Source organism: Nonomuraea sp. NPDC049758 (assembly GCF_040674635.1).
Lineage (GTDB): Bacteria > Actinomycetota > Actinomycetes > Streptosporangiales > Streptosporangiaceae > Nonomuraea.
In genome coordinates this window covers 227,092-243,073 of record NZ_JBFAMZ010000008.1, presented here as the reverse complement: position 1 = coordinate 243,073, position 15,982 = coordinate 227,092, and the positions used below count along the sequence as shown (strand labels likewise).

Genomic DNA, 15,982 nt, shown 5'->3' with positions numbered 1-15,982 from the left:
CCTGCCCCGCCGGGACCGCTTCCTGCAATTCGCCGGAAACGCATTCCGGAAGATGTGGAAAAGGCCGTCCGGCGGCACGGGGAATTCAGCACGACACGAGATGCGGCCGCCCGCGGCCCCGCGTGACGATGGCGCCGAGGGGGCGCCGAGCCCCATCAGCGAGCGAACTGCGAGGAAACATGCCATGACCTCACCGGAGATCATCAAGAGGGGCGGCCCCGGCAAACGTGCCCCTCGGCTCGACGGGCTGCGCGGATATCTGGCACTGGGCGTGATCGTGGTGCACGTCGCCTTCGCCGCCGGCGTCATCGGCTTCTACGACAAACCGTCCGTCGGCATCTGGCCCGTGCTGATCCAGGGTCTCAACGTGCTGCTGCCGCCCTTCTTCGTGATGTCCGGCCTGCTGTTGTACCGGCCGTTCGCCAGGGCGACGATCGTCGGCACGCCGCGTCCTGAGCTCAAGGGCTACCTGATCAAGCGCATGCTGCGGATCCTGCCCGCGTACTGGCTGGTGGCCGTGGCGGCGCTGCTGCTGCTCAACCTCAAGAGCGTCGACGGCCTCTGGTACGTGCTCAGCCCCCTGCTGCTCATGCACTACTACGTGCCGGGCCCCGAGGCGGGCTACGCCGGGCTGGAGCCCACCTGGACCGTGCCCGCCGAGGTCACCTTCTACCTGGCGCTGCCCATCCTGGCCTGGATCTTCGACCGGTACGCCAGGAAGGCCGCCGACCCCGGCGCCAAGGCCCGCCGCCTGCTGGTCCCGCTCGGTGTCTTCGTGCTCGTCGGCCTGGCCTGGACCGCGTACACGCACCTGGAGTCGATGGGCCCCTTCCCGTACGAGTACTTCTGGGTGATCGGCTTCACCGGCTTCCTGGCCATCGGCATGGGCCTGGCCATCCTGTCGGCGTACGCGGAGGCCAAGGACACCACGCCCGCCTTCTACCGCCTGGTGGCCCGCCGGCCGCTGCTGTTCTGGCTGGGCGCGGCCGTCGTCTACGTGATCAACTGCATCCGGCCGTTCGGCAAGCCCGGCATGGCCGACTACGCCACCGTGCCCGAGGCGATGGCCGAGATGGTGCTGTTCCTGATCTTCGCGCTGCTGGTCATCGCCCCGGTGGTGGTGCCCGGCGTGCACTCGAAGGTCATCGACGCGGTGCTCACCAACCGTCCGATGCGCTTCTTCGGCCGCATCTCCTACGGCGTCTACCTGTGGCACTTCATCCTGCAGTACCTCTGGCTGCAGAACGGCAGCGTCTTCGGCGCGCCGCCGGTGCCGATGCCGGTGGTGATGGGCAAGTCCGGCTTCTGGGAGCTGCTGGCGGTCGTGCTCGTGGGCACGGTCGCGGTCGCGACGGTCAGCTACTACCTGGTCGAGCTGCCCGCGATGCGGCTGCGCGAGCGCCTGGTGGCCCGCCGCGCCGAGCCCGAGCCGCGCCGCCCGGCCGAGAGCCCGCGCGTCCCGGTCTAGCGGTTGGGGGGTGGCCTTGCCGGGGCGGCTGTTCGGCTCAGGCCGAGGGTGTCAGGAGCAGGTGACGGCGATCTTGCCGAGTGTGCCCGCGCGGAAGGCGGCGAACGCCTCGGGGGCCTGCTCCAGCGGGTAGGTGGCGGTGACCGGAACCCGCAGCGCGCCGGCCGTGACCCGGGCGGCCAGCTCGCTCAGGGTCCGCGGGTTCGGGTCGGCCATGACGGGGTGCACGGTGATCGCGGCATCCGGGACGGCGTCCTGGGTCAGGCCGAGGGTCGAGGCGAGCCGGCCGCCGCCGCGCAGCAGCCCCGCCAGCTCGGCGCCGTCACCCGCCAGGTGCAGCACGGCGTCCACGCCCGCCGGGGCCAGCGCGCGGACCTGGGCGGGCAGGTCGCCGCCGTGGTCGACGAGCTCGACCTCGGCGGCGGTGAGCCCGGTGACGAAGTCGGCCTCAGCGCCGGGACGGGCGGTGGCGATCACCCGGGCGCCGCGGGCGGCGGCCAGCTGCACGGCCAGCGCGCCCACGCCGCCGGTGGCGCCGGAGATCAGCACCGTCTCACCCTCGGTCAGGGCCACGGCGTCGAGGCTGTCCAGCGCCGCGGTGCCGGCCAGCCCCAGCGCGCCCGCCTCCGCGGCGGCCAGACCCTCGGGGAGCGGGGCGATGCCGTAACCGGCGGACACGGTCACGTACTCGGCCATCGAGCCGGGGCCGAGGAACGGCTTCATCACCACGCCGAAGACCGGCTGCCCGACGGTGAAGCCCTCGGCGCCTTCGCCGAGCGCCTCGACGGTGCCGGCGAAGTCCTTGCCCACCACCAGCGGGAACCGGTGCTCCATCATCTGCTGCAGAAAGCCGGCGGCCACGGCCAGGTCGAAGCCGTTGACCGCGGAGCCGGTGACCTTCACCAGCACCTCGCCGGCCTCCGGCCGCGGGACGGGCAGGTCGGCCAGGGCCGGGTCGGCGGGGACGGAATTCAGCATGACAGCACGCATGAGCTGCACCTCTCAGAAAAGTGGAACGGGCTACCCGTTTCGTGCCACCCAGGGTAACAAGAAAAGTGGGTAGGTCGTTCCACTTGGGTAGGATGGAGCCATGGATCATCCCGCCGACGCCTCCGCACCCTCAGGCGACCAGCCCGGGCCGGGCCTGCGCGCCGACGCCGAACGCAACCGCGAACGCATCGTGGCCACCGCCCGCCGCCTGTACGCCAGCCACGGCCTCGGCGTCTCCATGGCCTGCATCGCCCGTGCCGCGGGGGTCGGCAAGGCCACCCTGTCGCGCCGCTTCGCCACCCGCGAAGAGCTGATCAACGCCGTCTTCGCCGACCGCATGGACGCCTACGCCGCCGCCGTCGCGCAGGCGCTGGCCGACCCCGACCCCTGGCACGGCTTCGTCGGCTACGTCCAGGCCGTGTGCGCCATGCAGGCCGCCGACCGCGGCTTCGCCGACGTGCTGGCCATGACCTTCCCCGCGGCCAAGGCGCTGGAGAAGCGCCGGGCCGCGGCCTACCACGGCTTCCTCGACCTCATCGCCCGCGCCAAGGCCACCGGCCGGCTGCGGGCGGACTTCACCGACCAGGACATGGTCATCCTGCTGATGGCCAACGCCGGTGTCATCGCCGCCACCGGGGACGCCGCCCCGGACACCTGGCGCCGCCTCGTCGGCCAGATGCTGCGCGCCTACGCCGCCCCCGGCGCCGACCTGCCCCCGCTGGAGCCGACCCCCGCGCCCACCGCCCTGTACCGGGCCATGGTCCGCCTCACCCGCCCCGCCGCCGGCCCCGGCGACGACCTGGGGTGAGCAGGCGACCGGCGTCAGCCGGGACGGGTGGCGGTGGCCGAGACCCAGGCCTGGTCGAACAGGGCGTCCGGGGCGGCGGCCCAGGCGCGCAGCCGGTCGGCGTGGGCGGGCTGTTCCGCCCGGTCGAGCTGGATCGCGAGGTAGCCCGCGATGCGGGCCGGGTCGGCATGGCGCTCGTGGTGCGCGTCCAGACGGATGCCGGTGAACCCCGCCTCGCGCAGGTGCCGGCCGAGCTTGCGGCCGGCGTACGGGTCGCCGCCGTTGGCCTGCTGCAGGCGGGTGTAGGCGCCGACGGCGTCGTCCAGGGGAGGGCTCAGCTGGAAGCCGCCCCAGTCGGGGCTGCACAGGCCGACCGTTCCGCCGGGCCGCAGCACCCTGCGGATCTCGGCCAGCGCGCGGGCCGGGTGGGCGAGGTGTTCCAGCAGGGCGTGGGAGAAGACGCGGTCCACCGACCGGTCCTCCAGCGGGATGTCGTAGCAGGACCCCTGCCGGAACTCGACGTTCGTCAGGTCCCGTTGCCAGGCCGCCGCGCGGGCGCCCGTGAGCTGGGCGGCGTGCTGGTCCAGGCCCAGCACGTGCCCCGGTGCGACGACGGCGGCGAGGTCGGTGGTGATGGTGCCGGGCCCGCAGCCCAGATCGAGCACCGACATCCCCGGCGCCAGGTACGGCAGGAAGAAGCCCGCGTGCGTCGCGGCGCGCCTGGCGGCCATGAAATCGACGGCGAAGGTGTCATGACCGGGCGTGTAGCGCTCGGCGTCGGAGGTCATCGCAGGACCGCCTCCTTGGCGCGCGCGTCGATCGCTCCCGAGCAGACGGCGAGGGCGAGCCCGGCGGCGGCCAGCACCGCGCCGACGGCATTGGGCCCGGTGTAGCCGAACCCGGCGGTGATCACCAGCCCGCCGAGGAAGGCGCCGAGCGCGTTGGCGACGTTGAAGGCCGACAGGTTCAGCGCGGAGGCGAGGGTGGGAGCGCCGGCGGCCTTGTCCAGGACACGCATCTGCAGGGCGGGGACGGTCGCGAAGCCGAACAATCCCAGCAGGAACAGGGTGCAGGCGGCGAGCACCCTGTCGTGCGCCGTCACCGTGAACAGGCCCAGCACGACGGTGAGCCCGGCGAGGAACACGTACAGGCTGGGCATCAGCCGCCGGCCGGCGAAGTAGCCGGACAGCACGTTGCCCGCGGCCATGCCCAGCCCGAAGACGACCAGCAGCGCCGTCAGGCTGGAACTGCTGAAACCGGCGACCCGGGTCATCATCGGGGCGACGTAGGTGAAGGAGGCGAAGACGCCGCCGAAACCGGCCGTCGTCACGGCCATCGCGAGCCAGACCTGCGGCCGGCGCAGGGCCGACAGCTCCGAACGCAGCCCGGCCTCGCCCCCGGGACGCAGCCGGCCGGGCAGCAGCGCCGCGATGCCCGCGAGCGACAGCGCGCCGAGCCCGGCGACGGCCCAGAACGTGGCCCGCCAGCCGGCGGCCTGCCCCAGCCAGGTCACCAGCGGCACCCCGGCCACGTTCGCCAGGGTGAACCCGCCGAACATGACCGACATCGCCCGTCCGCGCCGCTCCGGCGGGACGAGCTCGGCGGCCACCACCGACCCGACCCCGAACAACGCGCCCTGCGGCACCCCGGCGAGCACCCTGGCCGCCATCAGCAGGCCGTAGCCGGACGCGACCGCCGACAGGACGCTGCCCGCCGTCAGCAGCGCCGCGACGATCAGCAGAGTCGTGCGGCGCGGCAGGCGTGCCGAGATCGCGGTCAGCAGCGGCGCCCCCACGATCACACCGGCGGCATAACCGCTGATCAGCACGCCGGCGGCCGGGATCGACACCCCGACCCCCGCGGCGACCTGCGGCAGCAGGCCCATGATGGCGAATTCCGAGGTTCCGACGGCGGAACCCGCGACGGCCAAGGCCAACAGGGCCAGCGGCATGGCGTTGCGCTCCTCATCTCAGGCGGACGATCGCCTCTGAGCCTGGCCGCCGAGCCTGTGGAGCCGTGAGTGGCAGAAACGCACGGGTGGGATAGATTTCCGCCATGCGCTGTGTGGGGATCGTGGTCACCGAGCAGGTCCGCGTCTTCGACTACGCCGTGGCCAGCGAGGTCTGGGGCATGGACCGGACCGATCGCGGCGTCCCGGCGTTCGACGTGCGCACGTGCGGGCCGCGCGGTGACGCGCTGACCATGAGCACGGGCGTGAGGTGTGTTCCCGATCACGGCCTGGACGGCCTGGACGAGTGCGACCTGGTCATCGTGCCCGGCGTCCAGGACCCGGCCAGGCCCGTCCACCCGGACGTGGTCGCCGCGCTTCGCGCCGCGCACGACCGTGGCGCGACCGTCGCGTCCCTGTGCTCGGGGGCGTTCGTGCTGGCCGCCGCGGGCCTGCTGGACGGCCGCAAGGCCACCGCCCACTGGCTCGACGCCGAGCAGCTCGCACAGCGCCACCCCGAGGTGAGCGTCGACCCCGGCGTCCTGTTCGTCGGGGACGGCACCGTGTGGACCTCGGCGGGCGTGGCCGCGGGCATCGACCTGTGCCTGCACCTGGTCCGCCGCGACCACGGCGCCGCCGCCGCGGCCGAGATCGCCCGCACCATGGTCACCGCGCCGTTCCGGCCGGGCGGCCAGGCGCAGTTCATCACCCGCCCCGTCCCCGCCGGCGGGGGGCCGTCCGACAGCCTGACCGGCCTGCGCGAACGCATGCTCGACGACCTGGCCCACCCGTGGACCGTCCCGGAGCTGGCGAAGCTGGCCCGCATGTCAGAACGCAGCTTCGCCCGCCGCTTCGTCCAGACCACCGGCGACACGCCCCTGCAGTGGCTGCTGACCCAGCGCGTCCTGGCCGCCCAGCACCTCCTGGAGGTCAGCGAGCTGCCGGTCGCCGCCATCGCCCGGCGCTGCGGTTTCAGCACCCCGCTGACCCTGCGCCACCACTTCACCCGCCACGTCGGCCTGCCGCCCCGCGACTACCGCCTGGCCTTCGGCGGGCGGCCTGAGGCGGAACGCGACCACGCGGCGAGGTAGCCGGACCGGCCAGGACGCCATGACATCAGGATGCCGTGCTAGCCCGCCCGGGTCATGGTGGCCTCGTAGCCGCCGCCCGGCCACTCCCACCGGCCGCTGATGGTCCGGCCGTCCTCGCTGAAGGCGCCGCTGAACCCGGCCGGCGAGCCCTCCGCGCCGAACCAGATGTTGAGGTCGCGCCCGTCGAGCTTCCACACGTAGACGAAGTTGTTGCCGGTGCTGTCGAAGTAGTGCGAGCGCAGCGCGCCGCTCTCGGGGTCGTGGCCGATGTACTCCACGCCGGTCATCGTGCCGCCGCCGTGGCTCATCTCGACGCGCTGGACGAGGAAGAAGCCGCCGTCCATCCACTCGAAGACCAGCCGGCCGCCGGTCGCCTCGCCGGTGCCGAAGTCCTTGCCCGTCATCTCCCACGTGCCGACCAGCGGCTGCAGGGTCTGCAGCGAGGGGTCGGGGGTGGGCAGCTGGTTCTGCGGGTTGGCGGTCTCTGTCATGTTCCCTCCACGGGACAGGTCGATGCCCGGTACGCCGATCGCGTACCGGGCGGGGGTGAGCTCACTTGGCGCCGAAGAACGCCTTGACGCGGGACCAGCGGCCCCAGACGACCAGAGCCAGGACGACCAGCAGGACGGCCTCGATCACGGGGACGCCGCCCAGCACGATCGCGTTGGTGCCGGCCGCGCCGATCATCAGGCCGATCAGCGCCAGCGCGGCCACGCCGCTCAGACGCGGGATCAGCAGCCCGATCGCGCCGGCGATCTCCAGCACGCCGACCACGTAACGGAACCACTGGCCGGCGCCGATGTCGTCGAACATGGCGACCATGGTCGGGTCGCCGGCGAGCTTGAGCACGCCGCCCAGGCCGACCTGGAACGCCAGAAGGACCTGGGCGACCCAGAGGGCGATGTTGACGCCGCGGCCGGTGGACCGGCCGACGGCGGTCGTGCTGTTCGTGGTGCTCATGCAGTCCTCCTTGAGGAACTAGTTGATGATCTCCATCTGGCCCATCATCCCGATGGCCGAGTGCTCCAACATGTGACAGTGGTAGACGTATCGCCCCAGGTAGTCGCCGAAGCTGGCCTGGAAGCGCACGGTCTCGCCCGGCTGGATGAGCACCGTGTCCTTCCATCCCGCCTCGCCCGGCTGCGGCGGCGTGCCGTCGCGGTCCAGGATCCGGAACTGGGCGAGGTGGGTGTGGAAGTTGTGCGGGACGCCGAAGCCCGAGCCCCCGACGTTGGTGTCGGAGTTGGTGACCTCCCAGACCTCGCTGGTTCCCCGCTTGACCTGCATGTCCACCCGGTTGGCGTCGAACGCCTGATTGTTGATCAGGGCCTGGATGTTGACCGGGTCCAGGCTGAGGGTGAGCTGCCGGGTCTGCGTGGCCGCGGCCAGCGGGACCATCGCGCGCAACTGGCCGGGCACGCGGCTGCGGTCGACGGCCCGCCGGACGACGTCGAAGCGGAGCACGGACCCGCTCACGTCCTCCAGCGTGATCTGCGTGCCCAGCGGGAACGCGCCGAAGTCGATCACGACCTCGGCCCGCTCGCCCGAGGAGAGCACCAGCTTGGACGTCGGCACCGGCGCCGCCAGCAGGCCGCAGTCGGTGGCGATCTGCGTCATCTGGGCGCCGTTGCTCAGCGACAGCTCGAAGATCCGGTGCGTGGAGCCGTTGAGCAGGCGCAGCCGGTACTTGCGGGCCGCGACCTTGAAGTAGGGCTGGGCCTTGCCGTTGGCGATCAGCGTCGGCCGGTTGTAGGGGTCGGCCGGGTCGAAGACGAGCCCGCCCTGGTCGTCGAAGAGCGCGTCGCGCAGCAGGATGGGCACGTCGTAGGCCCCGGACGGCAGGCCGAGCTGCTGCTCGTCGGCGCCCTCGACCAGGTAGAAGCCGTGCATGCCGCGGTAGACGTGCTCGGCCTCCATGTGGTGGGTGTGGTCGTGGTACCACAGCGTGGCGCCGGCCTGGGCGTTCGGGTAGTCGTAGGTCTTCGACTTGCCGTCGGCGATCAGGTCCATCGGGTACCCGTCGCTGGCCGCCGGCACGCGGCCGCCGTGCAGGTGCACGTTCGCCTCGTGGCCGAGCCTGTTGTCGAAGGTGACCAGCGCCCTGCGGCCCTGCCGGGCGCGGATGGTGGGGGCGGTGAACTGGCCGCCGTACGTCAGCACGGGCGTGCTCACGCCCGGCAGGATCTCGGTGGTCGCCTGCTGGATGGACAGCCGGTAGAAGTCGATGCCCGGCAGGGTGGCCACGGGGGCCAGCACCGGGGGCACCGGCATCGCGACGCTGAAGGGCGCCGCGGTGGCGCCGGTGCGGACCGCGGGGACCCGGCCCCCGTGGTCGTGCATGCGCATCATGTGCTGTTGCTGCGCCTGCTGTTCCGGCTCGCCGAACAGCCCGCGGGACACCGGGGTGAGCGCGGCGCCTCCTGCCAGGCCACCGAGAACGATCAAGCGCCGTCGGCTTAACATACGGGAACTCCCATCGCCATGTCCGAGCGTGGCATCGCCCGCCGGCACGGTCTTCTTCTGAAGTGCTCACTTCACGGGCGGATGCCGTGGGAGCGGTGCCGCCGCCCGGAAGGCGGCGGTGGTTCAGCCCACCGACAGGCGGCGCGGGGTGCGCCCGTCCAGGCAGTCGGCGTTGTAGGCGTCGAGCAGGCTCTGAGCCCGCTGGGACGCGTCGGCGAAGCAGTCGTCGGGGTCGGCGCCGTCCAGCACCCGGGCCATGGCCTGCGTCATCAGGTCCTGGATCCCGGCGAAGTCCCCGAGCACCGCGCCCAGCGCGGCGGGGGAGCCGTCGGCCGCACGGAGCTGGGCGGTCGCGGCCCGGTGCACCGGGTGCCGGTCGAACCAGCCCTCCTCCTCCAGCAGGCCGGCCGCGGCCCTGGTGACCGGCAGGAAACCGGCCTCCCGGTGCCACCGCGCCGCGTTGCCCGCGCTGAGCAGGTGCTGGACGAACGCCAGCGCGCCGTCCCGCCGCTCCGGCGGCAGCCCGTCGGTCAGCCAGAGCGCCTGGCCGGAGACCAGGTGCCCGGCGCGCGGCAGGCTCTCGTTGTGCGGCAGCGGGCTCGCCGTCACCTCGAACCCGGACTCCCGCCCGCGCTCGGCGATCATGCCGGTCACCACCGAGGACGCGATCGTGAACGCCACCCGCTGCCCCAGGAACGCCCCCAGCGCCGGACCCCAGTCACCGGGCTCGCCCGCGCGCAGGTAGTGGCCCTCGGCGTGCAGGCGCCGCCACCAGTCGGCGTAGGCCAGCAGCTCCTTGGAGGCCAGGTCCACCCGTCCGGCGCGGCCGGCGCGGCCGTTGTCGTGGTCGGCCAGCAGGCCGCCCTGCCCGGCGACGGCCTGCTGGAACAGCCAGCCGTGGTTGGCCCAGGAGACGCCGTGCGGCGGGCCGCCGGGCAGCGCCCGCACGGCGGCGCAGGCGCGCTCCAGCTCCTCCCAGGTGCGCGGCGGCGCGTCGATGCCGGCCGCGCGGAGCAGGGTGGCGTTGGTGAGCAGCACCGCCGTGGTCGCCGTCGCGGGCGCGGCGACGAGCTCGCCGCGGTAGGTGTAGTGGCCGCGGACGGCCGGTTCGAGGTCGGCGAGCACGACCGGCTCGCCGAAGATCTCCGCGCGTCCCCCGACGGCGCGCTCGATCGGCGTGAACAGCGGCGCGCCGGAACGCGCCCGGGTGTCCAGCGCGAGCCGGGTGGCCGTGGCGTAGTACTCCGCCAGGTCCGGCGGCTCGCCCCGGCCGGCCGCGCGGGCCACCTCGGCGGGCAGCTCGCGGAAGCCGTGCCCGGTGATCTCGATCCGGAGGTCCGGGTGCGCGGCCTCGAAGTCGGCGGCCATCCTCCTGATCGGGCCCAGGTAGTCCGGCAGGGGATGCTCGGCGATCCAGACGCTGATGACCGTTCTCATTCGCCTCATGATGAACGCGGCCACCCTGCCGCACATCTTGTGAAATGCGGTGTTTCGTGAGCTCAGACAGCAATTCAAAGGATGTGGGCCCCGCGACGTGAATGTGACCCTGACTGCGAGTCGCAGAGCGGCGAAACGGAGGAGCACGGTGATCAACACTCATGACGAGTTCGACGTTGTCGTGATCGGCGGAGGCCCTGGCGGCTCGGGTACGGCGGGACTGCTGGCCCAGCGGGGGCACCGGGTTCTGGTGCTGGAGCGGGAGAAGTTCCCGCGCTACCACATCGGCGAGTCGCTGATCACGGGGTCCATGCCCACGTTGGAGGAGCTGGGACTGAAGGACCGGCTCGACCAGATGGGGTTCGTCAAGAAGTACGGCGGCACCCTGTTGTGGGGCAGGAACCAGGGCACCTGGGACTTCCGCTTCGCCGAGGCGTCCAACTACGAGTACGCCTACCAAGTGCGCCGCGCCGACTTCGACTCCCTCCTGCTGGCCAGGGCCAGGGAGCTGGGCGCGACGGTGTTCGAGGAGGCCACGGTCAAGGACCTGGTGTTCGACGGCGACCGCGTCACCGGCGTCACCTACACGGTGAAGGGCGACGCCGAGCAGCGCACCGCCCGCTGCCGCCTGCTGATCGACGCCACCGGGCAGCAGCACCTGCTGGCCCGCCGCTTCGACCTCATCGAGTACCACGACGACCTGCGCAACATCGCGGTCTGGTCGTACTGGCAGGGCTGCAAGCGCTACGGCGGCACGCGCTTCGGCGACACCGTCACCGAGAACCGCCCCGCGGGCTGGTTCTGGTTCATCCCCCTGCACGACGGCACGGTGAGCGTCGGCTACGTCACCCCCATCGAGGAGTACAAGAAGTCCGGCAAGAGCCTGGAGGACCTGTACGCCTCGGAGCTGGCCGCCGCCGAGGAGGTGCGGGCCCTGACCGAGGGCGCCACCCGGGTCAGCGGCTTCCGCAGCATCCGCGACTGGTCCTACACCTGCACCCGCTTCCACGGCCCCGGCTGGGCCCTGGTGGGCGACGCGGCGGCCTTCATCGACCCGCTGCTGTCCACCGGCGTCGGCCTGGCGCTGCGCGGCGCCCACGGGCTGGCCGGCGCGGTGGACGAGATCCTGAACGACCCGGCCTCGGAGGAGGCCGTGCTGGCGCGCTACGAGAAGGACTACCGCGAGTTCCTGGACTCCCTGCTGGACTTCGTGCGCTTCTTCTACGACCGCACCAAGCACAAGGAGGAGTACTGGGACAGGGCGCAGAAGACCCTCGACCCCAGCAAGCTCCGCCCCCGCAAGATCGACTTCGCCACGATGCTCTCGGGCGTCTCCGGCATCCACGCCATCTTCCACGACGACTGAGGAACCCGTTGATGTCGCCTACAACTGTGCACGGACACGTCGCCGAGCAGGCCAGGCGCACGCCCGACGCGGTCGCGGTGTCGGCGGGCCCGGTGCGGCTGACCTACCGGGAGCTCGACGAGCGGGCCAACCGCCTCGCCCACCGCCTGCGCGGGCTCGGCGCCGGCCCCGAGACGCCGGTCGCGGTGCTGATGGAGCGCTCGGCCGAGCTGGTCGTCACGCTCCTCGCGATCCTCAAGACGGGCGGCTGCTACCTGCCCGTCCACAGCGCCTACCCGGCCGACCGCCGGCAGTGGATCGTCGACTCCTCCGGGACGCCCGTCCTGGTCGCCGACCGCGCCAAGGCCGCCGCGGGCCTGCCGTCGGCCCCCGCGACGCTGCTGGCCGACGACGACCCCGCCACCGCGGCGCACCCGGCCACGGAGCCGGACGTCGCCACCGGCCCGGACGACCTGGCCTACGTCATCTACACCTCGGGCTCGACCGGGCACCCCAAGGGCGTCGCGGTCACCCACTGGGACGTGCTGGGGCTGGCCCTCGACCCCTGCTGGGACACCGGTGCCCACGAGCGCGTCCTGATGGTCGCGCCGTACGCCTTCAACGTCTCGACGTACGAGCTGTGGGTGCCGCTGCTGCACGGCGGCACGATCGTCGTGGCGCCGCCCGGCGAGCCGGACCTCGACACCCTGCGCCGGCTGATCCGCGAGGAGCGGATCACCGGGCTGCACCTGACCGCCGGCCTGTTCCGCGTGGTGGCCGAGGAGGGGGCGGACTGCCTGGCCGGCGTCCGCGAGGTGCTCACCGGCGGCGACGTGATCGTGCCCGCCGCCGTCCGCCAGGTGCTGGCCGCCTGCCCGGGGACGACCGTGCGGGCCATGTACGGCGCGACCGAGGTGACCCTGTTCTCCACCCACGCGCCCCTGACCGCAGGGACCGAGCTGGGCACCACCGTGCCGGTCGGCGGCCCGATGCGGGACGTGCGGCTCTACGTGCTCGACGACCGCCTCAGCCCGGTCCCCGGCGACCTGGAGGGCGAGCTGTACATCGCGGGCAGGGGAGTGGCCCGGGGCTACTACGGCCGTCCCGACCTCACCGCCGAGCGCTTCGTCGCCGACCCGTTCGGCGGGCCCGGCGAGCGCATGTACCGCACCGGCGACCTGGTCCGGCGCAACGACGACGGGCAGATCGAGTTCATCGGGCGGGCCGGCGACCAGGTCAAGATCCTGGGCTTCCGGGTGGAGCTGGCCGAGGTGGAGGCCGTGCTGGCCGGCTATCCCGGGCTGGCGCACGTCGCCGTCGTGGCCGGGCAGTCGCGGCAGGGCGACAAACGCCTGGTCGCCTACGTCGTGCCGGCCGCCGAGGCCCCCGACCCCGCCGCGCTGCGCGCCCACGTGCGCACGTCGCTGCCGGACTACATGGTGCCCACGGCGTTCGTCGTGCTGGACGCGCTGCCCCTGACCGCCAACGGCAAGGTGGACCGCGCGGCCCTGCCCGACCCCGACACCGAGCCCGGCTCGGCCTACCGCGCGCCGCAGAACCCCCGCCAGGAGGTGCTGTGCACGGTGTTCGCCGAGGTGTTCGGCGTCGAGCGGGTCGGCGTGGACGACAGCATCTTCGACCTGGACGTCCAGTCGCTGCTGGCGATGCGGCTGGTCAGCCGGATCCGCGCGGCGCTGGGCGTGAACCTGTCCATCGGCGACCTGTTCGACGCGGCGACCGTGGCCGGCCTGGACGAGTGGCTAGAGGCCGGCGCGCGCACCCAGTGAGAGGGACGAGATGAGCAACCCATTCGACGACCGGGACGCGGCCTTCCGCGTGCTGGTGAACCACGAGGGCCGGCACTGCCTGTGGCCCGCCTTCGCCGACGTGCCCGCGGGATGGGAGGTCGCCTTCGGCCCCGCCGTCCGCGACGCCTGCGCCGAGTACGTCACCGCCCACTGGACGGACCTGCGCCCGCGCGGTCTCGCCGCCCGGACGGATGCCGGATAGCCCATGACCACCACGACGATCTTCGACGACCTGCGCCTGGACCACATCGGCTTCTACGTCGGCGACCTGGACAGCGAGACCGCCCGGCTGACCGGCTCCCTGGGCCTGGCGGCCTACGCCACCGCCCAGGACGGCCGGGCCCGCGCGGCCGCCCTGGGCACGAACCGGATCAGGTTCGTGCTCACCCAGCCGCTGGCCGCCGACCACCCCGCCGCCGGCTACCTCGACCGGCACGGCGACGGCGTGTCCGACATCGCGCTCGGCGTGCCCGACGCCGCGGCCGCCTACCACGAGGCGGTGCGGCGCGGCGCCCGTCCGGTCTCGGCCCCCACCGGGCGCGACGGCTTCGTCACGGCCGCCGTCCACGGCTTCGGCGACGTGCTGCACACGTTCGTGCAGCGCCCGGCCGGGGCGCGGGAGCGCGCGCTGCCCGGCTTCCGCGACACCGGGCCGCGGCCGGCCGGCTCGGCCCTCGGGCTGCAGGAGGTGGACCACCTGGCCGTGTGCGTCCCGGCCGGGGAGCTCGACGCCACCGTCGAGTGGTACCGGCGGGTGCTCGGCTTCGACCTCACCTTCGCCGAGCGCATCGCCGTCGGCTCGCAGGCCATGACCACCAAGGTCGTCCGCAGCCGCGGCCGCGGCGAGGTGACGTTCACGCTGATCGAGCCGGACGTGACCAGGACGCCCGGCCACATCGACGAGTTCCTGCGCGACCACGGCGGCGCGGGCGTGCAGCACCTGGCGCTGGCCGCCGCCGACATCGTGACCGCGGTGGAGGGCACCGCGGCCCGCGGGGTGGAGTTCCTGACCGCCCCCGACGTCTACTACAGCCTGCTCGCCGAACGGGTCCGGCCGGTGAAGTACCGGCTGGAGGACCTGGCCCGGCTAGACATCCTCGTGGACGAGGACCACGACGGGCAGCTCTACCAGATCTTCGCCCGCTCCACCCACCCCCGCGACACCTTCTTCTTCGAACTCATCGAGCGACTGGGCGCCCGCAGCTTCGGCAGCGGCAACATCAGCGCCCTCTACCGGGCCGTGGAGCTCCAGCGCAGCGGCCGACGCGATGCCCGCACGGAGGCGGCAGCATGACCATTTCCCCGCCGGCGATCCGGTACCCCCTGTCCTACACCCAGCACTTTCTGCGCCTGTTCGACCAGGGCGACGCCCAGGGGCCCTTCAGCGCCCGCTACAACATCGTCGTCGGCTGGCGCCTGCGCGGCCGCATCGACGTCGACACCCTCCAGCTCGCCATGGACGACGTCGCCGACCGGCACGACGCGCTCAACATGACGATCACCCGGGGGGAGGGGGAGGCGTACCAGGTGCGGCAGCCGTCCGCGCCGGCCAGGCTGCTGGTGGTCGACCTGCCGGCCGCCGCCCCCGAGGAGCGCGCGCTGCGGGCCGAGGAGCTGCTCACCGAGGTCGAGGCCGGTTCCTACAGCCTCCAGGAGCTGCCGCACCTGCGCGCCATCCTCGGCCGGTTCGACGACGAGGACGCGGTGCTGGCGCTGATCGTGCACCACACCGCGGGCGACGGCTGGTCCATGCAGCTGCTCATCCGCGACATCGTCACCCGCTACGCCGAGCGCCGCGGTCACGCCGTGCCGCCGCTGCCCGAGCCCCGGCCCTACCACGAGTACGCCGGCCGGCAGCAGGAGCAGGCCGGCAGCGCCGAGACCCAGGCCGCCCGCGACTTCTGGGCCGAACGGCTGCGCGGCGCGCGCATGCTGGCCGTCCCCACCGACCACGCCAGGTCGGCCGGGCTGGCCAAGCTCTGCCCGGTCCACCGGTTCTCGCTGCCCAAGGACGTCTCCGCCCGGGTGATCAGCTACGCCAGGACGATGCGCAGCTCGCCGTTCATGGTGCTGCTGGCCGCCTACAACGTGCTGCTCAGCCGGATCACCGGGGCCACCGACCTGGTCGTCCCGGTGATCAGCTCCGGACGCGGGCAGCCGGAGTTCCAGGAGACCGTGGGGCCGTTCTTCAACTTCCTGCCGCTGCGCACCGGCCTCGACGGCTGCGCCACCTTCCGGCAGGTCGTCGAGCGCTCCCGCCGGACCTGCATGGACTCCTACGCCAACGAGATCCCGTTCCTGCAGATCGTGGCCGAGGCGCCCGAGCTGATGGCCGACGCCGCGCTGGAGAGCAAGGCGCTGTGCGCGCTCCAGGTCTGGCAGTTCGCCACTGGCCTGGACGGCGAGCGCGTCGGCGACCTGGAGATCGCCGAGGTCCGCGAACGCCTGCTGGACCAGCCCAACGGCACCGACATCCCCGACGGCGCGCTGCTCACCTTCGACATCGCCCCCTCCGGCGAGATCTTCGGCAACTTCGCCTACAACAGCAACCTGTTCACCGAGAGCACGATCGTGACGATGGTGGCCGACTTCGGCGAGATCCTGCGCGCCGGCCTGGCCGCCCCCGACTCGCCTCTGGAGTGATC

General features: G+C 72.9%; 15 protein-coding genes. 8 read left to right on the top strand and 7 right to left on the bottom strand.

Annotated features, from left to right (window positions below; translation table 11 throughout):
- The first annotated feature begins 184 nt into the window (after window positions 1-184).
- Window positions 185-1,468, top strand: a complete 1,284-nt coding sequence (locus AB0J46_RS22995; RefSeq protein ID WP_364335156.1) for an acyltransferase — start codon at window positions 185-187, stop codon at window positions 1,466-1,468.
- Between the two features lie 51 nt (window positions 1,469-1,519).
- Here the strand turns inward: AB0J46_RS22995 and AB0J46_RS22990 are convergent, their stop codons facing one another.
- On the bottom strand, window positions 1,520-2,458 hold the full coding sequence (locus AB0J46_RS22990; RefSeq protein ID WP_364335155.1) for an NADP-dependent oxidoreductase: 939 nt from the start codon (window positions 2,456-2,458) through the stop codon (window positions 1,520-1,522).
- A 100-nt stretch (window positions 2,459-2,558) separates the two neighbouring features.
- On the opposite strand from AB0J46_RS22990, the gene AB0J46_RS22985 reads away from it, so the two are divergent.
- Window positions 2,559-3,266, top strand: coding sequence for a helix-turn-helix domain-containing protein (locus AB0J46_RS22985; RefSeq protein ID WP_364335154.1), 708 nt, complete (start codon window positions 2,559-2,561; stop codon window positions 3,264-3,266).
- A gap of 14 nt (window positions 3,267-3,280) precedes the next feature.
- Here the strand turns inward: AB0J46_RS22985 and AB0J46_RS22980 are convergent, their stop codons facing one another.
- Window positions 3,281-4,033, bottom strand: a complete 753-nt coding sequence (locus tag AB0J46_RS22980; RefSeq protein ID WP_364335152.1) for a methyltransferase domain-containing protein — start codon at window positions 4,031-4,033, stop codon at window positions 3,281-3,283.
- Window positions 4,030-5,196, bottom strand: coding sequence for an MFS transporter (locus AB0J46_RS22975; protein WP_364335150.1), 1,167 nt, complete (start codon window positions 5,194-5,196; stop codon window positions 4,030-4,032). Before AB0J46_RS22975 ends, AB0J46_RS22980 begins: the two co-directional genes overlap by 4 nt.
- 104 nt (window positions 5,197-5,300) lie before the next feature.
- Between AB0J46_RS22975 and AB0J46_RS22970 the strand changes: the two genes are divergently transcribed.
- Window positions 5,301-6,284 carry a helix-turn-helix domain-containing protein gene (locus tag AB0J46_RS22970; RefSeq protein ID WP_364335148.1) on the top strand — a complete coding sequence of 328 codons (984 nt, stop codon included), beginning with the start codon at window positions 5,301-5,303 and terminating at the stop codon, window positions 6,282-6,284.
- A gap of 38 nt (window positions 6,285-6,322) precedes the next feature.
- On the opposite strand, the gene AB0J46_RS22965 is transcribed toward AB0J46_RS22970, so the two are convergent.
- The 4 genes from AB0J46_RS22965 to AB0J46_RS22950 form a co-directional block, all read right to left on the bottom strand.
- Complete coding sequence (locus tag AB0J46_RS22965) at window positions 6,323-6,775, bottom strand: DUF1579 family protein (RefSeq protein WP_352359900.1); 453 nt, start codon at window positions 6,773-6,775, stop codon at window positions 6,323-6,325.
- Between the two features lie 61 nt (window positions 6,776-6,836).
- Window positions 6,837-7,244, bottom strand: a complete 408-nt coding sequence (locus AB0J46_RS22960) for a DoxX family protein (protein WP_358295576.1) — start codon at window positions 7,242-7,244, stop codon at window positions 6,837-6,839.
- Between the two features lie 18 nt (window positions 7,245-7,262).
- A complete protein-coding gene (locus tag AB0J46_RS22955) occupies window positions 7,263-8,729 on the bottom strand; it encodes a multicopper oxidase domain-containing protein (RefSeq protein WP_364335145.1) in 1,467 nt (488 codons plus the stop codon).
- Window positions 8,730-8,870: 141 nt separating this feature from the next.
- Complete coding sequence (locus tag AB0J46_RS22950) at window positions 8,871-10,184, bottom strand: extracellular solute-binding protein (protein WP_364335143.1); 1,314 nt, start codon at window positions 10,182-10,184, stop codon at window positions 8,871-8,873.
- A 148-nt stretch (window positions 10,185-10,332) separates the two neighbouring features.
- Here AB0J46_RS22950 and AB0J46_RS22945 point away from each other — a divergent pair, with 148 nt between their 5' ends.
- From AB0J46_RS22945 to AB0J46_RS22925, 5 genes are read left to right on the top strand one after another with little or no spacing between them, the layout of a single operon-like run.
- A complete protein-coding gene (locus AB0J46_RS22945) occupies window positions 10,333-11,550 on the top strand; it encodes an NAD(P)/FAD-dependent oxidoreductase (protein WP_364335141.1) in 1,218 nt (405 codons plus the stop codon).
- 11 nt (window positions 11,551-11,561) lie between these two features.
- Window positions 11,562-13,316 carry a non-ribosomal peptide synthetase gene (locus tag AB0J46_RS22940; protein ID WP_364335139.1) on the top strand — a complete coding sequence of 585 codons (1,755 nt, stop codon included), beginning with the start codon at window positions 11,562-11,564 and terminating at the stop codon, window positions 13,314-13,316.
- A gap of 10 nt (window positions 13,317-13,326) precedes the next feature.
- Window positions 13,327-13,539: an MbtH family protein gene (locus AB0J46_RS22935; protein ID WP_364335137.1), complete on the top strand. Its 213-nt coding sequence runs from the start codon at window positions 13,327-13,329 to the stop codon at window positions 13,537-13,539.
- A gap of 3 nt (window positions 13,540-13,542) precedes the next feature.
- A complete protein-coding gene (hppD, locus tag AB0J46_RS22930; RefSeq protein ID WP_364335135.1) occupies window positions 13,543-14,631 on the top strand; it encodes a 4-hydroxyphenylpyruvate dioxygenase in 1,089 nt (362 codons plus the stop codon).
- Entirely contained in the window at window positions 14,628-15,980 is a 1,353-nt protein-coding gene (locus AB0J46_RS22925) for a condensation domain-containing protein (RefSeq protein ID WP_358295596.1), read from the top strand. Before hppD ends, AB0J46_RS22925 begins: the two co-directional genes overlap by 4 nt.
- Window positions 15,981-15,982 lie beyond the last annotated feature (2 nt).